This window comes from Ignavibacteriota bacterium (genome assembly GCA_016212665.1).
Lineage (GTDB): Bacteria > Bacteroidota > Ignavibacteria > UBA10030 > SZUA-254 > FW602-bin19.
Genome location: JACREZ010000044.1, coordinates 41,982 through 57,939 on the forward strand (window position 1 = coordinate 41,982; position 15,958 = coordinate 57,939).

General features: G+C 44.2%; 13 protein-coding genes. 3 read left to right on the top strand and 10 right to left on the bottom strand.

What is annotated here, in order from left to right; genetic code table 11:
* Nucleotides 1-382 precede the first annotated feature (382 nt).
* The 10 genes from HY960_15280 to HY960_15325 form a co-directional block, all read right to left on the bottom strand.
* Nucleotides 383-3,211, bottom strand: a complete 2,829-nt coding sequence (locus tag HY960_15280) for a T9SS type A sorting domain-containing protein (protein MBI5217117.1) — start codon at nt 3,209-3,211, stop codon at nt 383-385.
* A 498-nt stretch (nt 3,212-3,709) separates the two neighbouring features.
* On the bottom strand, nt 3,710-5,002 hold the full coding sequence (locus tag HY960_15285; GenBank protein ID MBI5217118.1) for a citrate synthase: 1,293 nt from the start codon (nt 5,000-5,002) through the stop codon (nt 3,710-3,712).
* Nucleotides 5,003-5,457: 455 nt separating this feature from the next.
* Complete coding sequence (locus HY960_15290) at nt 5,458-5,913, bottom strand: hydrogenase maturation protease (GenBank protein MBI5217119.1); 456 nt, start codon at nt 5,911-5,913, stop codon at nt 5,458-5,460.
* A gap of 70 nt (nt 5,914-5,983) precedes the next feature.
* On the bottom strand, nt 5,984-6,583 hold the full coding sequence (locus tag HY960_15295; GenBank protein MBI5217120.1) for a hypothetical protein: 600 nt from the start codon (nt 6,581-6,583) through the stop codon (nt 5,984-5,986).
* Nucleotides 6,584-6,674: 91 nt separating this feature from the next.
* Nucleotides 6,675-7,979 carry a Ni/Fe hydrogenase subunit alpha gene (locus HY960_15300; protein MBI5217121.1) on the bottom strand — a complete coding sequence of 435 codons (1,305 nt, stop codon included), beginning with the start codon at nt 7,977-7,979 and terminating at the stop codon, nt 6,675-6,677.
* Between the two features lie 106 nt (nt 7,980-8,085).
* Nucleotides 8,086-8,865: an oxidoreductase gene (locus tag HY960_15305; GenBank protein ID MBI5217122.1), complete on the bottom strand. Its 780-nt coding sequence runs from the start codon at nt 8,863-8,865 to the stop codon at nt 8,086-8,088.
* Between the two features lies 1 nt (nt 8,866).
* Complete coding sequence (locus HY960_15310) at nt 8,867-9,724, bottom strand: FAD/NAD(P)-binding protein (GenBank protein ID MBI5217123.1); 858 nt, start codon at nt 9,722-9,724, stop codon at nt 8,867-8,869.
* Nucleotides 9,708-10,169 (bottom strand): cyclic nucleotide-binding domain-containing protein, encoded by a 462-nt coding sequence (locus HY960_15315; protein ID MBI5217124.1) that lies wholly within the window; start codon nt 10,167-10,169, stop codon nt 9,708-9,710. The genes HY960_15310 and HY960_15315 overlap by 17 nt, the downstream gene beginning before the upstream one ends.
* Before the next feature lie 9 nt (nt 10,170-10,178).
* The gene (locus tag HY960_15320; GenBank protein ID MBI5217125.1) at nt 10,179-11,333 is read right to left on the bottom strand and encodes a 4Fe-4S dicluster domain-containing protein; all 1,155 of its coding nucleotides are present in this window, start codon (nt 11,331-11,333) and stop codon (nt 10,179-10,181) included.
* A 2-nt stretch (nt 11,334-11,335) separates the two neighbouring features.
* On the bottom strand, nt 11,336-12,001 hold the full coding sequence (locus HY960_15325) for a rubrerythrin family protein (GenBank protein ID MBI5217126.1): 666 nt from the start codon (nt 11,999-12,001) through the stop codon (nt 11,336-11,338).
* Nucleotides 12,002-12,639: 638 nt separating this feature from the next.
* Here HY960_15325 and HY960_15330 point away from each other — a divergent pair.
* From HY960_15330 to HY960_15340, 3 genes are all read left to right on the top strand, one after another.
* Entirely contained in the window at nt 12,640-13,929 is a 1,290-nt protein-coding gene (locus HY960_15330; protein ID MBI5217127.1) for a S8 family serine peptidase, read from the top strand.
* Nucleotides 13,930-14,376: 447 nt separating this feature from the next.
* The gene (locus tag HY960_15335) at nt 14,377-15,492 is read left to right on the top strand and encodes a hypothetical protein (GenBank protein MBI5217128.1); all 1,116 of its coding nucleotides are present in this window, start codon (nt 14,377-14,379) and stop codon (nt 15,490-15,492) included.
* Nucleotides 15,493-15,679: 187 nt separating this feature from the next.
* The gene (locus HY960_15340; protein MBI5217129.1) at nt 15,680-15,916 is read left to right on the top strand and encodes a hypothetical protein; all 237 of its coding nucleotides are present in this window, start codon (nt 15,680-15,682) and stop codon (nt 15,914-15,916) included.
* Nucleotides 15,917-15,958: the final 42 nt, after the last annotated feature.

Genomic DNA, 15,958 nt, shown 5'->3' on the forward strand with positions numbered 1-15,958 from the left:
AATTACCATGGATACCGTAATACGGATATACATCCGGCGCACCAAGCGCCTGAGTTGCAGAGTAGATTCCTGTTCCGTATTGTGTGCTGTACGCAAGGACGCTTGTTGCATACCGCAAACTTTGCACCGAGGAGAGTTGCTCATATTCTGCCTGCCACGATTCCGCAGGAGTTTCCGTCGGTTGAATTTGAATCTCTGCAGGTGGTGAGTAATTTTTCATCATCACTTGCGCTTGTTGTAGTAACTTGTCTGTTTGACTGTTTACCATGGTAACGGCAAAACAGAGGACGAAGCAAATCAAAAAGAGAGAGAATACCTTGTTCATAATTTTTTCCTTTCTAACAATCTTGTTCATTAAAGTATGTTCATTCATGTTTGATGATTACCGGAGAAGAAGCATTTTTCGTGTTTGCACGAACGACTCTCCGGGTCGTTCAATCCCCGTCGCTTCGAGACGGTAGAAGTAAATTCCGCTTGGGAGTCCGCTCGCATCAAATTCAATCGAGTATTCACCTTCTTCCATTTCCTCGTTGTTGATGAGTGTTGCAACTTCTTGTCCAAGAAGATTGAACACTTTCAATGTTACCAGTCCGAAATCGGCAATCCGAAATTCGAAATCCGTCGTCGGGTTGAACGGATTCGGATAATTTTGCTCAAGCCTGAACGTCAGTTCATCCAACTCGTTTGCTGACGAAGACGAAAAGGCACTTTTCGGAATTACTCCTGGAGTCAGTTGAAGGAACGGAACCTGAAAGAGTGGTTTCACGCCGGTCAACCGGAGCGAATCTGCAAATGCCGATGTATCAATTGTTGCCGTGTTAAACGCGCTGTCAAGTTTTGTCAGGAGAGCATACGCGTCTGAGAGCGTTACGGTGGAATATGTCCCGCCGAGTGTCAAGCACGAAATGAGTGAATCAGCGTGTCGAACAATGTCGGCCACCATCATTCCGTTGAATGGACTCGTCGGATTATCCGGGTTATCGAATGTCAGTTCGCCGAAACCGTTCGGGAAATAATTCCACACGCTTGCCATGATGTTTAGTTTCAACGTCAGGAGTTCGGCAAAGAGAGCGTTGTTCTGTTTATCAGGAGGCAGCGTTTTCTGTTGCTTGCTCATCAGTTTTCCTCCGAGTGAATCAAGACACTTCCCCGGTGTTGTATGGAAGAGATTTTTCTTTCTCATGGATGATTGAACGTCAGCATACTTTTTCAGAAGAACAGAGTTCCCGCCTTTTAGACCTTGCGGAATTCCAACAAGCAAACCGGCCGGAAATGCGTTGGTGGTTTTCCCGAAAAGCATTTCTCCGACATTATGGAGGTTCGGCATCGGAAGTGTCGGACGGTTCTCGATGAAAACAGAATCAGGCAATTTCATTTTCTTCGCCGTTCCCCAGGCATATTTCACTTTGATTGCCTTTCCCTGATTTCCCATCCCGAACACAGAGATTGTGTCGCCGCTATTCACATCAAGCACGAGCGCGGGAGGAAGTTTTCCGGTGAAGGTATCGAGTGTATCGGTGGGAGAATTCTTCGGCGTAACATACCCGGTAGCATTCATGGAAAATTCAAGCATGAGAAGTTTGCTCGGGTCAGCGGCCATGTTGAACTGAAACACAACGTTGGCGTTTTTCTTTTTCTCCGCTTTTAATTTTCCTGCTCTGTCTGTCGCACGAGACCAGATATCGTACGATGCCGTTCGGAATTCTTTCAAGTATGCTTCATCGAACACAAACGTAGCGGTGACATTTTTCGCGCTCGTCATTGTTACGCTCGTTGTGGCGCTAAAGCCACTTGCATCGCCACTCCACGAGCCGAAGAAATATCCCAATGCAGGATAGGCGGTGAGTTGAACTATTGTTCCATGATTATAAACTGCTACGTCGGGATTATTTACCACGCTTCCGCTCCCGATAATGGTAACGTTCAGCGCGTATGTGTTGATGGCGAATTGTACTTCAAGAAAATGGTTACTTGTTACATTCGTAAACGTGTAAGTTGAAACCGCACCGACAAGAACACTATCAACCCATACATTCTTAATATGATATCCCTCGTCCGGATAGAAGGTATATGTTACGTTGTTTCCGTGAGCGATTGAGGTATCGCCGGCCGGACTTGAAATTCCTCCCGATGTAATGTATGCAGTAATTGTGTACATGTTGATGGAGAAGTAGGCATCAATCGTGTGGTTGGCGATGACAGCAGTGAATTCATAACTCGCGAGTGCGCCGACATTCACTCCATCCACGACAACACTATCAATATGATACCCTGTGCCCGGAGTTATGGAATACATCTGACTTCCACCAAATCCGACATTTGTTGTTCCCGGCGGTGTGATTGTTCCGTTCCCCGTTGCTGTCGCTGTGATACTGAACGTTTGGAGCGAGAACGTGGCTGTCACGGTTTTATTGCCGTTCATGAGAATCGTATCAGGATTTTCACTTCCGCTTACATCGCCGCTCCAATTTGCAAAGTTGTATCCTTCGGAAGGAATCGCCGTGAGAATGACAGATGAACCATGCGTGTACGTACCGAGGTTCGGATTTTTTGACACGCTTCCGTTTGTTGCATTGATGGTGAGGGTGTAGGTATTGATTGCAAACGAAGCGGATATTGTATGATTCGCTGTAACATTCGTGAACGGATATGTTGTAACCGCGCCGACAGAAATGTCATCCACAAGAACATCCGCGACATGATAACCGGTATTCGGTGTGATGGTGAATGTCGTATCATCACCATTGAGAACGAGGACATTTCCCGAAGGAGAGATGAAGCCGTTCTCACCCGCGCTTGCAACGATTGTATGAACTGCACGATTCCCGAAATCATAATTCAACAGGGAATCAGCATCGAGCAAATCAACTGTGTAGGTTCCCGGAGAAACAGGAAACGTTTGGCTCCATCCTGTTTGTTGTTCTTCGTTAAGTGTATAATTACCGGCAACAAGGTTGGTGAAAAGATAATAGCCGTTCGCATCAGTCAGTTGCGTATCGGTAGCCGTGCCGGAGAGATATATCTTCCAGCCGCTGATGCCCGTTTCACCAATATCCTTTGTCCCGTTGCCGTCAGCATCGTTCCATTTCATGCCGCTGAGAGAGGCAGAGAGAACCTGAGTTGTTGTTGAAGTAATTCTCTTCTGCGCATGCGATGTAAATCCGATGCACAACAGAAGAGAGAGAGAAAGAAACCATCGTAACAAAATCATAGTAATGACCTTTCTGTTCTTGTATTTGTGAATAGAGTAAAGAAATTCCGCCGACGAAAAATGTTGAGCGGTAAGGTAAACGCAGTTCATCCGTCGGAACTTTTGAAGTTCTGGCGATGAAGAAAGAACGGAATTATGATGGATGGCTCAGAGACAGTTTACTTGAGATGAAACAGATGTGTCTCTGGAAAAAGGCATAAGCGCACCTATGTCTTTACTGTATGGTATGGACTTGTTGAGGATTTCTACAGGGAGTTACAATTTATTTTTATAGAAATAATACCGTTTCTAAATCATTTTCACTATGTATGGGATTTAATGAAAAATGGAATGATGGAGTAAAGGAGTAAAGGAGTAATGGAGTAATGGAGTGTGATTATGAGGATTCAGGATTATTATTATGCCAGTTCAATAAAGGTTCCGAAAGAGCCCCTTGGGACAATTCGTAATCTGAAATCAAATCACTCCACTACTCCAAAACTCCTCCATTCCAATCAACTATGAGCGCTTTTCCATCGGGACAAAGTCACGTTTGTCGTAGCCCAGATAGACTTGGCGCGGACGTGCGATTTTTTGTTCCGGGTCGAGCAGAAGTTCCTGCCATTGTGCAAGCCAGCCGGACATTCTCGGAATTGCGAACAACACCGTGAATGCGTCGGTCGGGAAGCCCATTGCCTGATAGATGATTCCTGAATAGAAATCAACGTTTGGATACAGTTTTCTCTTCACGAAATAATCATCCTGCAAAGCGATCCGTTCCAACTCGATGGCAATATCGAGCAGAGGATTGCGTCCGGTAACTTCAAACACCTGGTCGGCTGTCTGTTTGATTATCTTTGCACGCGGGTCATAGTTTTTATAGATGCGATGTCCGAAGCCCATCAAACGTTTCTCGCCTTTTCCTTCTTTCACTTCTTTGATGAACGCAGGCACTTTATCTTTCGAACCGATTTCTTTCAACATGACCAGCACTTGTTCATTTGCTCCGCCATGAAGCGGACCGTACAACGCCGCCGCCGCTCCCGCAGTACAAACAAACGGGTCTGCCTGCGAACTGCCGATGCTACGCATAACGTTCGCACTGCAATTCTGTTCGTGGTCAGCATGAAGGATGAAGAGAATTTCCAGAGCGCGTTCAAGTACAGGATTGACTTTGTATTTCTGTTCCGTCATCTTGTAGAGCATGTTGAGGAAATTTCCCGCATAACTCAGTTCGTTATCGGGATAGACATACGGCAAACCAAGGCGATGACGATAACCATACGCGCCAATGGTCGGCATCTTTCCGATGAGACGGTAAATCTGCAACTTGCGCGATTCTTCATTGAAAATATTTTTCGCATCGGGATAGAACGTGGAAAGCGCGCCCACCGTACTGACTAACATTCCCATCGGGTGCGCATCAGGATGGAATCCTTCCATGAACTTCTTGATGTTTTCATGAAGCATGGTGTGGAGAGTAATGTTCTTCGTCCAGTCTTCGAGTTGCTTCTTGTTCGGAAGTTCGCCGTAGAGAACTAAGTATGCGACTTCGAGATAGTTGCAATGTTCTGCAAGTTGTTCAATGGGGTAGCCGCGGTATTGCAGGATACCTTTGTCGCCATCAATGAACGTGATTTTGCTTTTACATGACGCGGTGTTCATGAACGCGGGGTCGTACGTCATCATACCAAAATCATCTGCTTTGACTTTGATTTGGCGTAAGTCCATTGCTTTGATTGTATCGTCCGTAATGGGAACAGGATATTCTTTTCCCGTTCTGCTATCAATGATGTTGAGGTGGTCCGGCATGACAATATCTTTTGGAATATCGAATTGTTTTCCGGTTTTGCTATCGGTTATTGTGAGAACGTCTGACATAACGTGTTACCTTTCAAAAATATTAGAAAAAAAAATTAGTTAATGATTTGTCCCGCTTTTCAAATCAGACTTACACTTCATTCTCATTGACATTGTAGTTGTGTGCAGGCATGAATTCAACAGTGAGCGGGAAAAGAACGGTAATCCGAAACAAGTTCAGATTGTATGACAGAAGGGACAGGAAGTTCCGTTGTGATGTATCCGGTAGTACGGAACAAGGAGTTATTTGAAATCTGTTTGACGTGAAATTGTCAATTCAACAAAGAGTAAAGTCTCAAGTTATATGCCATGAGGAAAAGTCAAAAGTGTTCTGTTTTCATTCATTTTCAGAGTTGTATTTTTCTCTTTTATCATGGCTGAAAAAGAAAAAAGTCTTTATTGCAAAGTTAAGAAGGGAAATTGAGTGTGTATTTTATTTTCTCAACCAAATGGGGAACTGCTTCAAGAACTTTTGATGAAAGCGATTCTCCAAAATCGTAATTGATTCCCTCAACACCAAAGATTGTCATTTGTGCAGGAAGTTTGTTTAATGTGCGAGCGAGTTCAACTGCTTCTGCAAGACCGAACGCATGGGAAGAATAGTGAAAGAATTCAGAGGGAATATTTTGTTGACACGCATCGAGTATGTGTGTTGTACCTGTTTCCGCGCCCGAAACAACTGCATCAATAATGATGACGGTTGGATAATTCATCCACGTTTCGAGCAATGACGCCCCCTCGCCGGAATGTTCAATCACTTCTACATCCGGAATATTAAGTGAAGCAACTTCACGCGCAACAAGAATACCGATAGCATCATCACTCCGAAATTGATTACCGATTCCTATGACAAGAGTTTTCATAACTTAATGGCTGATGCCGGATACTTACTGCTTGAAACCTGTAGCCAGAAACCAGTAACCCGAACTCAGGTTAGTGTTTGTGTTCCTGCGTCGGTTCACCATGTGATTCCAACGGCGTTGTAATTGACTGATGAAGCCGTTCAACATAATGAATGAACTCGACGTATGCTTTCACGTATTCACGACCTGCGTTAACTTTATCAACAGCATAATTCTTCTGATGTTGAAGTTCCTCAAAATGTTTTTTTACACCCTTTGACAGCGCCTGAGTAAGATGTTCGATAAGTTCTTTATCGTTCCCCTTTTCGATTGCTTCATCAGCGGCTTCGATGCCCGGTTCAACTTGCGTCCCTTCGGATTTAATGCCGGTATATCCCACGCCTTCGCCCATGCGATGAATGCGCACAACGGTTTCAAAGAAATAATTATCCGCAAACTCTTTTGCTTCGGGACTTTGCTTTCGTATCGCAAGTACTTTTTCAAATGCCTGTTTAATTTCCGCTTCGGCATCTTTCTGCACCCAAACCAAAACGTAGTTTACGTTTCCGGTTTCCAAAGCCTTCTGCGCGGCTGTAACAACAGGTCCGTTTTTCGTATCGCAATGTGAATACAGAGATAAAGGAAGGAGAAGAACAGCAAGAATGATTGCGAGGAGAGATAGTAGTTTCATAAATTAATTTTTCATAAATACTTGATACTTGAACTCATAAAGCAGAAATAGTAACCTTAACACTTCAACACTCCACCACTCCGTCACTCCATTACTCCACAAATTCGTCCTGCACAATATTCAATTTAAGAAAGTGTGTTGCACACGAAATACACGGGTCGTAGTTGCGGATGGTTTGCTCGCATTGCCAAGTTAGTTTATCGTTCGGGAGATTGATATTGCGCTTGACGTACTCTCTCAAATCATTTTCGATTGTTTTTTGATTTTGCGATGTCGGCGGGACAATCTTTGCGTTGAGAATATTTCCTTTCTCATCGAGCGTGTAGCGATGGTAGAGAATTCCCCGTGGAGCCTCGGTGCAACCGTGCCCGGTTCCTGCCTTGATTTCCAATGGTACCGAAGGTGAATCGGGCATTTCATACTTGTTGATGATTCGAATCGCTTCTTCAATTGCATACAATGTTTCAATGGAACGAATAATAATTCCTTTGAACGGATTGTAACACGACTCGCCAAGTCCTGCTTCACGCGCCGCTTGTTGGCAGAGTGGAGTGAGTCTATCGAAGTTGAGCGCAAAGCGAGCAAGCGGTCCGACAAAATAATTGCCTCGATTTTTCAAGACAGAATGAAGAGCATTCGAGTGTTCGACATGTTCTTCCACAAAATGATTTTCATATTCACGAACAGGAATGTCCAACCCTTTGTTGGAAACAAGTCGTCCCTCGTTGAACGGATATTCGTCCGGATGACGGAGCGAAACAAATTCGTAATCTTGCTCAAACTCAGGGAAGGGAAGAGTTGCCGTGAACTTCACGGTTTCCAATGCAACATCCTTCGCCCATTCAAGGTTGTTGAGGAGTGAAGTGAGTTCTTTCTTCGTTGGCGCTTTGTAAAATCCTCCGACCTTGACATTGATGGGATGAATTTCTCTCCCGCCAATTAACGTCACAATGTCGTTCCCGATTTTTTTTAATCGGAGCGCTTTCTGAACGACTTCAGGATAATCTTTTGCAAGTTGAATTGCATCCTGATAGCCAAGGAAATCAGGCGCGTGTAACATATACACATGCAGAACATGACTTTCAATCCACTCGCCGCAATAGAACAACCGGCGAAGTTCACGAAGTTGTCCGTCGAGTTTCACTCCGAAAATACTTTCCATCGCATGAACGGAACTCATTTGATACGCAATCGGGCAGATGCCGCAGATACGCGAAGTAATGTCCGGCGCTTCGGAAAATTTTCTCCCGCGCAAAAACGCCTCGAAGAAGCGCGGCGGCTCGAAGATTTTGAACTTCACATCTGTCACTTCACCGCCTTTCATCTTGACGGTAAGCGAGCCTTCACCCTCGACACGCGCGAGGTAATCTACTTTGATTGAACGATTTGATTTCATCTTTTTATTTCATACTTCAAGTTACACTAATCAAGATTTTCGATTAAGGATTTTGGATTTGTATCGGAGTATTTTTAATCTTCAATCCTGAATCCTAAATCCTAAATCAGACTTCATGCAGTTCGCTTTCTTTCCTAAACGCATCCGCATACGCGTTGAATCCCCGGAAGCCGCGAACAATATCTTCTTCCGAAACTCCGAGTTGTTTCCACCATTCAGCAAGTGAACTTGTGTTCGGCGTTTCTTTCGGACCGAAGCAACCGTAACAGCCGCGATTGTATGACGGACAAATTGCGCCACAACCCGCGTGAACAACCGGACCGAGGCACGCTGTGCCGTGCGCAACCATCACGCAAATATTTCCGCGTCGTTTACATTCCATGCAAACGCTGTAGGCGGGAGTGTTCGGTTTTCGTCCGTTGAGGAAGGCGTTCAGCACTTCGACAAGTTGGTATTTGTTGATGGGACAGCCGCGCAGTTCAAAATCAACAAACACATGGTCGGCAATCGGTGTTGATTTTGCAAGCGTCTCAATGTATTCAGGCGATGCGTACACTGCCGAGATAAAATCTTTCACATCTTTGAAATTCTTTAACGCCTGAATTCCCCCGGCAGTCGCACAAGCGCCGATGGTGATGAGCAATTTTGATTGCCGGCGTACCTGATGAATTCGTTCTGCTTCATGCGGAGTTGTAATGGAACCTTCGACGAGTGAAATATCATACGGTCCTTTTGCTACAGCGCGTGATGCTTCAGGAAAGTTTGCAATATCAACGGCGCCTGCCACTGCAAGCAGTTCATCTTCGCAATCAAGCAAACTTAATTGACAGCCATCGCACGAAGAAAATTTCCAGACTGCAAGTTTCGGTTTTCGTTTCTTTGCCATATTACAATTCCCTCCTGACAAACAATGATTTGATTTCACTGAACGGGAAGACCGGACCATCTTTGCAAATGAACTCCGTCCCCCATTGGCAATGCCCGCACAACCCGATTGCACATTTCATGTTGCGTTCCATCGAGATGTAAATATCATTTGTCGGGACGCCGCGTTTTTGTAATTCTGTAACTGTGTATCGCATCATAATTTCCGGTCCACAGACCATTGCAACCGTGTTGAGCGGATCGAATGGAGCCTTGGGAATGAGTGTCGTTACTACGCCCACGCTTCCGCGCCAACCGCTCATTGCACGGTCAACCGTGATGTGAACTTCCAAATCAAACCGTGCGCGCCACTGTTCCAATTCTTTTCTGAAAAGAATATCGTCAGGAGTTCTTGTTCCGTAGAGGATGACAATCTTCCCGAACTTCTCTCTCTGTGAAAGCAGTTGATAAATTGCCGGACGAAGCGGTGCAAGTCCGATGCCCCCCGCAACGATAATAACGTCATTCCCAAGCGCGTTGCCAATGGGCCACTGTGTACCGTACGGACCTCGCACACCAAGTACATCGCCACGTTTCAGTTTGTACATTGCTTTCGTAACAGTGCCGACGGCGCGTGTTGTATGCACGAGTGTTTTCTGTCTCGTCGGGTCGCCGCTGATGGAAATCGGAACTTCACCGATTCCGAAAACATACAACATGTTGAATTGTCCCGGAGAAAATTTGAAACCATGTTTTTCAGAAGGCGATAGTTCCAACGTAAACGTATCGTGTGTTTCTCGTCTCACCCGTTGTACTGCAAACGGTTGCGGTAACATCGGATTGGGAACGATAGTGTTCATAGAGTTACTTTCCGTTGCCATATAAATCCAACAAACGAATCCGTGTCGCTTCCAATCTCTGTTCAATGATGTGAGCGAAGCGTTTCAGCAATTCATATCCCAAGTTGTGGTCGTGTTCGCATTTATTGCGGAGACATTTTCCGTCGAGAGCGATTGCACGGGTGAGTTCGATAGCGCGAGCATCGAAGTGCCAGTTGTATGGCGGAATCAGCCACGACCAGCCGAGCACATCTCCTTCTTCAACAGTATCAATAATAACCGCGCCCCGTTCTGCCGCGTACGCTTCCACTGCGACTTTTCCCTGGCGGATAATATAAAACCAGTTCGCTTCTTCATCTTCGCGGAATAAATATTGTCCCGCTTCAAATCGCACATTCGATGCGCAACCGCTGACAAGTTGAATATATTGCGGGTCGAGACCTTTCAAGAACGGATGTTCTGATACGATGTTTTCTAAATTTTCCATAAATATTCCTTAGACTGAAACGGGTAATTGTTCTTTGATTCTGTTGTTTTGAATTGCACGGACTTCTTCGGTTATATCAATGCCGACCGGGCACCATGTAATGCACCTTCCACATCCGACACAACCGGAAGTTCCGAATTGGTCGAACCATGTTGAAAGTTTGTGTGTCATCCACTGACGGTAACGCGCCTTCACGGAGGGACGAATACTTCCGCCGTGAATGTAGGAAAAATCCATTGTGAAGCAAGAGTCCCACTTGCGCCATCGTTCGGCATGCTCACCGGTTAAGTCGGTAACATCTTCGACTGTTGTGCAGAAGCATGTCGGACAAACCATCGTGCAGTTTGCACAGGTGAGACATCTCTTCGCTGTATCATCCCAGCGCGGGTGTTCAAAATTCTCTTGCAGTAATTGTTTGACATTGGTTGTGTTCATCGTCTTGCCCATGTGTTGAGCCGCGTTTTGAACACGACGCGAAGCTTCTTTTATAGAGGTTGCATCAGCAGCAGGAAGCGAAAGTTCTTTCAGGATTTCTTTTCCCTGCTCGCTTCCACTTTCAACAACAAAGTAATGTTCTTTTTCGTTGATGATTTCCGTGAGCGCCAAATCAAATCCGCTTGACGCTTTCGGTCCGGTGTTCATCGAAACACAGAAGCATGTGCCGCCTGCTTCCGTACAATTTACTGCAATAACGAACACCTGTTCCCGAAGCGATTGATAATGCGGGTCAATGTATTCACCTTTGGTAAAGATGGTATCCTGAATTCCAAGAGCGTGCAGTTCGCAGGACCGAACTCCGATGAATGCAAATTTGGTGAGTTGTGAGTTGTGAGTTGTGGGTTGTGCGTCGAATGATTTCCCGTTGCGTTTGGCAGAGAAGAGTTTGAGAACGGGAGGGAAGAGAAATTTCTTCCATGAATACGGACCGACAACGTAGCCGAAGAGGGCGTTATCGGTTCGTTTTTTGAGGCGGTAGGCGCCATTACGTTGCTCGTCGGTCCAGCCGACGGGGAAATTATCCGACGAAGGCACTTCGTCGTAGGCAATGGCGCCATCGCGCACGGTCGGTCCTAGTACACAATAGCCGCGTTGTTGAAGTGCGGTTAGTAACCTATCAAATTCGGTTCGCTGGAGAATGAACATTGAAGAATCGTGTGAAGGCATGGTTATATTTTTTCGAACTTATCTTTTGTGGTTTTGCAGGTTGGACATTCTTCCACTTCTTCTGAAGTAAAAATGTAACCGCAACCCGGACAAACATAATATTGAACGCTCTTTATTTTTCCGTTTTTTTCCTGCGCTTCTTTCATCAATTCCATCTGTCGTGCATCCCCTTCCATGCAAAATGTAAATTGCTCTGTCGCCGCAGGAAATTTTTCCGCTTCTGCCGTTCGCACAAGGTTCGGATACATTGATTCAACTTCTATCTCTTCGCTACTCAATGCCATCTTCAACGTCTGCATGATTGTTCCGACTGTGATAGAATCAAACACGGGTTGTTGGGGTTCTCTTCCTTTACTTCTGAGGAGTTCTGCATGGCGTTGTGCATGGATTTCTTCTGAACGCGTAACCGCGCGGTAGAGGTTTGCAACTTCTTTGTTCTTTTCTTTTTCTGCCTGAAGCACAAATTTCGCATACATAAAATTATGTCGCATTGCTTTGTTGTACGCAGATTGCAAATTTTCAAGCGTTACTGTTGGCTGAGGTTCTTTCGGCAGTTCTTTCTTTTTCTCACAGCCATAATTCAAAGCAAGAATGAAGAAAAGAAAAAGAGAGGGAAATATGAAGTAAGAATGAAACGCGAGGCGATGGTAAATCGAATGGATGTTCATGGTTTGCTTTCCTTTCGGGGAATATGTTGATAATAAGCAATCACGACTATAAAGAGATTACTGTTTATTTGACAAGAATCATTCCACAGGAAAGTAATTGTCACGTGGGAAATTAGTAAGGTTTGCAAATATATTTCTCAGGCGTGAGAAGTTTCCTCTCATATCGTGAAGTGAAAACGATTGAAAACGTACTGATTTTGATAGATATAGGTATAAGAATCAAGAAAATGAACCTTGAATGAATGTGCTTATGAATATCACACAATTCAAATTTAGCATAAAAAATAATTAGATTTTTAGTAAAAATGCTTGGCAATAACTTTTTTTTTTATTAAACTTATCCCCGTCACTTGTGCGAAGTTCGTATTTTTGAAATGTCATATGAGCCGATCATTGTTTGAAGTTCTTGTTGGTTAATCCCGTAGTTTGAAATTAAAGTTAACAGTCTAAACAAATTAAACCCTAACTAACACATTATTAATCATTTTTTTAAAGGTATTAATATGAATAAATTAAATACACTATCCGGCAAATTGATATTGTTCGGATTATTTGTATCCTTAGTTGTTCTTCTTATTCCCGGTTGTCAATCCGATGACCAATCTTTGACACAGGGACAAGATCCGCAAGAGTCTGCTATGGTAGAAAAAGCAGGCTATCAAGGTCCTCGCGCTGAATATGTTCCCGGCGAAGTTATCGTGAAGTTTAAGTCAGGAATTTCAGCCGCAAAACGCAACGGTGCGATGAAATCTGTCAATGCGATGAGTAGCGAGAAAATTGTTACTGCCGCTATGAAACAAGCAGGTGACATGGAAGGTATTACCGTCGTGCAGACAAAGTTATCTGTTGCAGATGCTGTTAAAGCGCTGAATAACTCGCCCGAAGTCGAATATGCAGAACCAAATTACTACTATTATCATGATGCGACCTCGAACGATACGTATTACACAAACGGCTCGTTGTGGGGAATGTATGGTGATGGAACATCTCCTGCAAACCAATACGGAAGTCAAGCTGGCGAAGCATGGGCAGCCGGAAACACCGGTTCATCCACTGTCTATGTTGGTGTAATAGATGAAGGTGCACAATGGGCGCATGAAGACCTTGCAGGTCAAATCTGGACGAATCAATTCGACCCGGTTGATGGAATTGATAATGATGGTAATGGCTACAAAGATGACACCCACGGTTGGGATTTCGATAAAAATGATAATACCACGTATGATGGTACACAAGATGATCATGGAACGCACGTTTCCGGTACCATTGGCGGTATTGGTGGAAATGCAAAAGGCGTTGCCGGAGTAAACTGGGCAGTCAAGATGATCACGTTAAAGTTTTTAGGCAGAGCAGGCGGAACAACTGCAAATGCAATTAAAGCAGTTGATTATTTAACGGACATGAAGACTCGTCACGGGTTAAACATTGTTGCTTCTAATAATTCATGGGGTGGTGGTGGTTTCTCACAGGCATTACAAGATGCCATTGAACGCGCTAATACTGCAAACATTTTGTTCTGTGCAGCAGCAGGTAACGGCGGTAGCGACGGTGTTGGTGACAACAACGATGCAGTTGCAAGTTATCCTTCTAACTACCCCAACGCAAACATTATTGCGGTTGCTTCTATCACTTCGACTGGTGCAAAGTCAAGTTTTTCCAACTATGGTGCAACAACAGTTGATATCGGCGCTCCAGGTTCCGGTATTTACTCAACACTTCCCAATACTTCCGGAAACAAATACGGTTCGTATAGTGGAACATCAATGGCAACACCGCATGTAACGGGTGCGTGTGCTCTTTATGCATCAACACACGCAGGTGCTTCGGCAGCAACGATAAAAGCAGCTATCTTAGCCGCAGCAGTTCCGACAGCTTCACTTTCTGGTAAATGTGTAACAGGCGGACGACTTAACGTCAGCGGCTTCTAATTGAACAGAAAATAACTTTGGAATAATCTTAAGAAGTTTCAGAGTGATTAAAACCCCGTTTGCAAAAGCAGACGGGGTTTTTTTGTTGAAAAGGAATTATTCGGTACAGATATTATCTTCAATAAAAACTTGCTTTTTTTTATTAAAAGGAGAAAACAAATAGCAATGAATATCTTATCTAACAATTATAATCATTAGATATGCTCTTGTGCATGCTTACCACGTGAAACCATTTTTAACTTAAATTTTTTTTGTGACGCAATATCATTGATATTTTGTCTGAATTTGTTTATACTTACAGCACGTTACGTGTGCTTATCAATTGTAAGTATTAATAAAAATTACATGAATAGTTGTTACACATTTTTTTTGTTGGTACCAGCAATCTGAAAATAAAATCTCTTAACTAATTCACACAATTAATTTCAACCAACTAAGGAGAGATATATGAAAAAATCTCTTATTTCTATTTTATTGATTGTTGCAGTTCTTTCAACCATGCTATGGGTTGGATGCAGTGAGCAACAAGATATTTCAACTCCGGCAACAACGCAGGAACCATTCCAGAAGTTGACCGCAGAATCACCGGCAGTTCAGGCTGTGATGGCCGTGCAGGATCGCAACACAGCGCGATTCATGCAGGACCAAAATGTTGTCGGAACCGCAACAGGTATGACCGATGATGGTCGTCTCGCAATGATTGTCTATTTAGAGAAATCTGCGACCTCAATCAAAGGTGCGAAGAGTACATTCGCTATTCCGCGCGAGATTGATGGTGTTCCCGTGATTACGGAAGTCACCGGAAAATTCAAAGCATTAAAAACCAGCGGTGGTGGCGTGAGTCACACAGCAAAACAAACTCCCCCGATTCAACTCGGAACATCTGGCGGCTGGCGATATGATTTAGCCAACGGATACTGTTGCGGTGGTACGCTTGGCGCGTTAGTACAGAAGGGTGGAAGTCAATACATCCTTAGCAACTACCACGTGCTTGAAGCGGATATCGTGAACGGCGGAAACAGTCGCGTTGCGCAAGCAGGCGACCCTGTTATTCAACCGGGACTAATTGATGTAAGTTGCAATGCAAACAACGCACAAAACGTTGCAACACTTTCCGGTATGAAGAGTTTACCGGGTTCAAACGTAGATGCAGCGCTTGCACAAATAACTCCCGGAATGGTTCGCACGGATGGTTCAATTCTTGAAGTCGGTACCATTTCTGCAACAACAATTGCCGCATCACTCAATCAAGCGGTGAAGAAAAGCGGACGTACAAGTGGCTTAACCCGTTCTAAGATTTCAGGTTTGAATGCAACGGTCAGTATAACGTATGAAAACGAATGTGCTGGCGGAACAGCATTTACGAAAACGTTTACAGGACAATTAGTTATTTCGGGTGGACGATTTATTCAATCAGGTGACTCGGGTTCATTGATGGTTCAGGATGTTACGACAAACCCCAAAGCAGTTGGTCTTTGCTTTGCTGGAAGTGCAACAAGTGGTATAGCCAATCCGATTGGCGCAGTCCTTAGTTGGGCAGGCGCAACTATGGTTGGTCAATAACCTTTAGTCGGTTACGACATATTCCAAAATCAATAAAAACACCCGCTTCTCTTGAGGCGGGTGTTTTTTTTTATTGATGATATCTGATTGAAGAATTATGATTTATACCTTGGTCTTCGTAGTACTCTTTTTAGGTTGTGCAGATACTCAATCAAATAATTCATCAAACAAAACAGACGAAAAGCCTATGCGCGATATAAATCTTGTGTTGGAATCTCATTCAAACGAACTTATGGCTATCGAAGGCGTGGCGGGAGTGTATGTCGGCTCGCTTAATGACGGAACGTTGTGCATCGGAATCATGGTTGTGAAGTTGACTCAGGAACTTCAACAAAAACTTCCCAAAGAATTAGAAGGTCACCCGGTGCGAGTAGAAGAAACAGGAGAAATCAAACCTCTCGAAGAAAGTTCAAGCGATGAGTAATATTTGAATGAAGAACTAACAATAGTTGACAGAAAACAGAAA

Excerpts from the sequence above, each read along its gene's own strand:
- HY960_15285 (MBI5217118.1), bottom strand. The coding sequence starts at position 5,002 with ATGCCGGACCACCTCAACATCATTGATAGCAGAACGGGAAAAGAATAT.
- HY960_15290 (MBI5217119.1), bottom strand. The coding sequence starts at position 5,913 with ATGAAAACTCTTGTCATAGGAATCGGTAATCAATTTCGGAGTGATGAT.
- HY960_15280 (MBI5217117.1), bottom strand. The coding sequence starts at position 3,211 with ATGATTTTGTTACGATGGTTTCTTTCTCTCTCTCTTCTGTTGTGCATC.
- HY960_15315 (MBI5217124.1), bottom strand. The coding sequence starts at position 10,169 with ATGGAAAATTTAGAAAACATCGTATCAGAACATCCGTTCTTGAAAGGT.
- HY960_15295 (MBI5217120.1), bottom strand. The coding sequence starts at position 6,583 with ATGAAACTACTATCTCTCCTCGCAATCATTCTTGCTGTTCTTCTCCTT.
- HY960_15335 (MBI5217128.1), top strand. The coding sequence starts at position 14,377 with ATGAAAAAATCTCTTATTTCTATTTTATTGATTGTTGCAGTTCTTTCA.
- HY960_15305 (MBI5217122.1), bottom strand. The coding sequence starts at position 8,865 with ATGGCAAAGAAACGAAAACCGAAACTTGCAGTCTGGAAATTTTCTTCG.
- HY960_15300 (MBI5217121.1), bottom strand. The coding sequence starts at position 7,979 with ATGAAATCAAATCGTTCAATCAAAGTAGATTACCTCGCGCGTGTCGAG.
- HY960_15325 (MBI5217126.1), bottom strand. The coding sequence starts at position 12,001 with ATGAACATCCATTCGATTTACCATCGCCTCGCGTTTCATTCTTACTTC.
- HY960_15310 (MBI5217123.1), bottom strand. The coding sequence starts at position 9,724 with ATGGCAACGGAAAGTAACTCTATGAACACTATCGTTCCCAATCCGATG.
- HY960_15330 (MBI5217127.1), top strand. The coding sequence starts at position 12,640 with ATGGTAGAAAAAGCAGGCTATCAAGGTCCTCGCGCTGAATATGTTCCC.
- HY960_15340 (MBI5217129.1), top strand. The coding sequence starts at position 15,680 with ATGCGCGATATAAATCTTGTGTTGGAATCTCATTCAAACGAACTTATG.
- HY960_15320 (MBI5217125.1), bottom strand. The coding sequence starts at position 11,333 with ATGCCTTCACACGATTCTTCAATGTTCATTCTCCAGCGAACCGAATTT.